Origin of the sequence: Streptomyces sp. NRRL S-495, assembly GCF_000966955.1 — a bacterium.
Classification (GTDB): Bacteria; Actinomycetota; Actinomycetes; order Streptomycetales; family Streptomycetaceae; genus Kitasatospora; species Kitasatospora purpeofusca.
On record NZ_JZWY01000493.1, the window covers coordinates 1 to 4620 of the forward strand.

Genomic DNA, 4620 nt, shown 5'->3' on the forward strand with positions numbered 1-4620 from the left:
GGACAGCACCGGCGGCTGGCACAACCTGCCCTCCCGCCAGCTCGTCGTCTCCGCCGCCACCCCGACGCCGACCCCCACCCCGACGCCCACCACCCCCACCACGGGTGCCCCGGTCGCCGGCAAGCAGCTCACCTGGTCCGACGACTTCAACAGCCTCGCCCTCGGCTCCCGCTGGACCGCCGACCGGAGCAGCTCCTACCACTACGGCGACCACAACCCGAACGACAACAAGCTCGACTGGCTGAACAAGAACAACGTCGCCGTCTCCGGCGGCGTCGCCACCTTCACCGCCAGGCCGAGCACGCACACGCTGGAGAACGGCAAGCAGGCCTGGGACACCGGGCTGCTCACCACCGAGTACTCCAGCGAGGGCTTCAAGGTGAAGACCGGCGACTACATCGAGACCCGGGTCAAGCTCCCCGCCGGCACCGGCGCCTGGCCGGCGCTCTGGACGTGGAACAGCACCAGCGGCACCCACGGGGAGATCGACTCCTTCGAGTACCACACCGACAACCCGAACCTGCTGGAGCTGACCAACCACATCAACCCGGGACACCTGTACCTCACGGACGCCAAGGCGATCGCGAAGGACGGCTGGGTCACCATCGGCACCCACTACGGTGCGAGCTCGGTCGACTGGTACATCAACGGCACCAAGGTCTTCTCGGACGGCAAGGGTGTCGGCGCCGACTGGGCGGCGTACCCGATCCTCAACCTGTCCCTGAGCGCGGGGAACTACCACCCCGCGCCCTCGGGCACCACGCCGATCACCTTCGCGGCGGACTACGTCCGGGTGTACCGCTAGCAGCGGCCACCGGTCCGGGGCCGACGGTCAGACGATCGGCCTCGGACCGGTGGTCTCGACGACCTCGATCGTGAACGGCTGCCGGTTGTTCGCGTCGTTCCGGTCGTCGTCGCCGCGCACCGCGACATAGCCGCCCGCCAGCTCGCCGAGGGGGACGTCGGGGGAGAGCCGGAGCGGGATCAGGGCCGTCGCGCTGCGGAACTTCGGCAGCCCGGCCGGGAAGGTGCAGCGCACCCGGTGGCCGTTCTGGAACTCGTAGCAGTTCTCCGGGAAGAACGGCCCCTCGGCCGTCACCCCCGCCGGCAGGGTGACCACGACGGTGAACGGCGAGGCGGTCCGGTCCGGTCCGAGGTTGCCGATGAAGGCGTGCAGGGTGGTGCTGCCGCCGGGCGCGGCCGGGTCCGGGTCGATCCGGACGACGTAGAGGTCGGAGTCCGAGGGCACGGCCGCCGCGGCCGGGTCGGCGGTCGTGCCCGGATCCGCGGCCCCGGGATCACCGGCCCCCGGTGCCGGGGCGCTCGTCCCGGGTGCGGGCGCCTTGTCGTCCGGCGGACAGACCGCGCCGGCCTGTCCGGCGGCCAGCACCGCCACCGTGCACCCCGTCACCAACGCCTTGCCGAGAAGCCTTCGAACGGAACCGCTGCGGGTCATCGCCGCTCACCCTGCCCTTCGTGTCCGGCGCGCCCGCGCCGTCGCGGGCCGCGTCCGCACCAGCGTGGCCGACGGGTGTCCGGGGCCGGGGCAACCCGCCCTCGGGCGGCTCGAAGGGTGGCTCGAACGGGTGAACGCCCGGGCGTGCCGCGTCTGCGACCGAACGTCAGGGTGCCAGGACCTGGCCCAGCCGGGCCGCGATCCCGTGCATCACCGGCACCAGCGACGCCGCGCCGGCCTGCTCCTCCAGCGCCCTGATCCGGGCCTCCGGGCCGGAGACGGACAGCGCCGTCGGGGTCGGCGCGCCGGGAACGGCGAGGGCGATGCAGCGCACCCCGATCTCCTGCTCCTGGTCGTCGACCACATAGCCGCGCTCGCGCGCCTCGGCGAGCTGGGCCATCAGCTCCTGCGGGTCGGTGACGGTGTGCGGGGTGTGCGCGGGCAGCGGGTTGGGGCCGAGCACGGCGCGCGCCTCCTCGTCGGGCAGCTGCGCCAGCAGCGCCTTGCCGACGCCGGTGCAGTGCGGCTGCACCCGGCGGCCGACCTCGGTGAACATCCGCATCGATCGCCGCGACTGCACCTGCCCGACGTACACCACCTCGCCGCCCTCCAGCACCGCCAGGTTGGCGGTCTCGCCGGTGGCCTCCATGAGTTCGGCCAGGTAGGGGCGGGCCCAGCTGCCGAGCAGTCGTCCGGCGGTCTCGCCGAGCCGGATCAGCCGCGGGCCGAGGGTGTAGCGGCGTGCGGTGTCCTGGCGGACATAGCCCTGCTGCACGAGGGTACGAACCAGGCGATGGATGGTCGGCATCGGCAGTCCGGAGGAGGTGGAGAGCTCGCTGAGCGTCGCCACGCCGCCGGAGTCGGCGAGCGCCTCCAGCAGTTGGAAGGCCCGTTCGACGGACTGCACTCCGCCGCTGGTGCGCTCCTGCCCCGTCGGGGCGGGCGCCTTCGGGGCACCGCCCTCGCTGCTCACGGTACTCCCGCTGCTCGCGCTGCTCTCACTGCTCTCGGAGGTCGGGGCCACCGGCGTTCCCTTCGCGGTCGGAGGAGGAGTACAGTCCCAGCGATCATCTCAACAAACCGTTGAAATTCTGTATCGCGGAAACTAGTCTCCACCTTACAGAATCAAGCCCTCCACTTAGGAGTGTCCTGCTCATGGCTGCAGATCAGGGACCCGGAGCTTCCCCCACCGCTCCGGTCGTCACGGTCGCGGGTCCGCGCGTCCACCGGGCCGAGGAGGTGCTCACTCCGGAGGCGGTCGCCTTCGTCGTCGGCCTGCACCGCTCCTTCGAGGGCCGGCGCCGCGAGTTGCTCGCCCGCCGCCGGGAGCGCCGCGCCGGGATCGCCCGCACCGGCACCCTGGACTTCCTGCCCGGCACGGCCGAGGTCCGCGCCGCCGACTGGCGGGTCGCCGAGGCGCCGAAGGCGCTCCAGGACCGCCGGGTCGAGATCACCGGCCCCACCGACCGCAAGATGGTGATCAACGCGCTCAACTCCGGCGCGAAGGTCTGGCTCGCCGACTTCGAGGACGCCACCTCCCCGACCTGGGAGAACGTGGTGAGCGGTCAGATCAATCTGATCGACGCCTTCGAGGGCCGGATCGACTTCAGCAGCTCCGCCGGCAAGGCCTACACCCTGCGGCCGGCCGCCGAGCTCGCCACCGTCGTGGTCCGCCCCCGCGGCTGGCACCTCGACGAGAACCATCTGCTGGTCGACGGCGAGCCGGTGGCCGGCGCGTTCCTCGACTTCGGCCTCTACTTCTTCCACAACGCCGCCCGGCTGCTCGCCCGCGGCGCGGACGACCCGAACTCCGGGCCGTACTTCTACCTGCCGAAGACCGAGAGCCACCTGGAAGCCCGGCTCTGGAACGACGTGTTCACCCATGCCCAGGCCGAACTCGGCATCCCGCACGGCACGATCCGCGCCACCGTCCTCATCGAGACCATCACCGCCGCCTTCGAGATGGACGAGATCCTCTACGAGCTGCGGGACCACGCCGCCGGTCTCAACGCCGGCCGCTGGGACTACCTGTTCTCCATCGTCAAGAACTTCCGCGACGCCGGCGAGCACTACATCCTGCCCGACCGCAACACCGTCACCATGGCCTCGCCGTTCATGGCCGCCTACACCCGGCTGCTGGTGCGGACCTGCCACCGGCGCGGTGCGCACGCGATCGGCGGCATGGCCGCGTTCATCCCCAGCCGCAGGGACCCCGAGGTCAACGCGGCCGCGCTGGAGAAGGTCAAGGCCGACAAGGACCGCGAGGCCGGCAGCGGCTTCGACGGCTCCTGGGTCGCGCACCCGGACCTCGTCCCGGTCGCCCGCGCCTCCTTCGACGCCGTCCTCGGCGCCCGCCCGCACCAGAAGGACAACCCCGGTCCGGCCGAGCCGGTCACCGCCGACCAGTTGCTCGACATCGCGGGCGCCGGAGGCAGCTGCACCCGGCACGGGCTGCACAACGCCGTCCAGGTCGGCATCCGCTACATCGAGGCCTGGCTGCGCGGCCTCGGTGCGGTCGCCATCTTCAACATGATGGAGGACGCCGCCACCGCCGAGATCTCCCGCTCGCAGATCTGGCAGTGGATCCACAACGACGTCGTCCTCGCCGACACCGGGGAGAAGGCCACCGCCGACCTGGTCCGCCGCCTGGTCGCCGAGGAACTGACCGCGCTGCGGGCCGAGGTCGGCGACGAGGTCTACGCCGCCGGGCGCTGGCGCGAGGCCGCCCAGCTCTTCGAACAGGTCGCGCTGGCCGAGGAGTTCGCGGACTTCCTGACCCTGCCCGCACTGCCCCTGCTGGGCTGAGGGTCACGCTACTGGCCGGGCGCGCCGTTCCGTACGACGGCGCCCGGTACGGCGACACCCCGGTACGACTGCACCCGGTACGGCGGCGCACCGCCCGGCGGCGCACCGACCGTCACCCGCCGCGGCAGGTCAGCGCGTCACCGAGGCTGCTGCGCCGGTAGAGCACCCGGCGGCCGTGCCGGGTGCGGTCCAGCAGACCGGCCGCGGTCAGCGCCCCCAGGTGGCGGCTGACCGCGCCGGGCGTCACCCCCAGCCGGTGGGCGAGATCGGTGGTGGTGGCGGGCGACGTCAGGAGGACCAGCAGCCGCGCCCGCGCCGCCCCGACCAGTCCGACCAGTGCGGCCGGCGCCCCGCCCGGC

General features: G+C 72.5%; 5 protein-coding genes. 2 read left to right on the forward strand and 3 right to left on the reverse strand.

What is annotated here, in order from left to right; translation table 11 throughout:
- The coding region (locus VR45_RS24645; protein ID WP_353612714.1) for a glycoside hydrolase family 16 protein at window positions 1-805 on the forward strand (805 nt) is incomplete at its 5' end.
- Between the two features lie 27 nt (window positions 806-832).
- Here VR45_RS24645 and VR45_RS24650 read toward each other — a convergent pair.
- A complete protein-coding gene (locus VR45_RS24650) occupies window positions 833-1456 on the reverse strand; it encodes a hypothetical protein (protein WP_159394343.1) in 624 nt (207 codons plus the stop codon).
- A 166-nt stretch (window positions 1457-1622) separates the two neighbouring features.
- Window positions 1623-2429, reverse strand: a complete 807-nt coding sequence (locus VR45_RS24655) for an IclR family transcriptional regulator (protein ID WP_159394344.1) — start codon at window positions 2427-2429, stop codon at window positions 1623-1625.
- A 182-nt stretch (window positions 2430-2611) separates the two neighbouring features.
- Here VR45_RS24655 and aceB point away from each other — a divergent pair, with 182 nt between their 5' ends.
- Entirely contained in the window at window positions 2612-4261 is a 1650-nt protein-coding gene (aceB, locus tag VR45_RS24660; RefSeq protein ID WP_045942018.1) for a malate synthase A, read from the forward strand.
- A 112-nt stretch (window positions 4262-4373) separates the two neighbouring features.
- Here the strand turns inward: aceB and VR45_RS24665 are convergent.
- On the reverse strand, window positions 4374-4620 hold a 247-nt coding region (locus tag VR45_RS24665), incomplete at its 5' end, for a winged helix-turn-helix domain-containing protein (RefSeq protein WP_045942019.1).

What these genes read in the sequence shown, in the direction of transcription:
- VR45_RS24650 (WP_159394343.1), bottom strand. Translation starts at nt 1,456, where the DNA reads ATGACCCGCAGCGGTTCCGTTCGAAGGCTTCTCGGCAAGGCGTTGGTG.
- aceB (WP_045942018.1), top strand. Translation starts at nt 2,612, where the DNA reads ATGGCTGCAGATCAGGGACCCGGAGCTTCCCCCACCGCTCCGGTCGTC.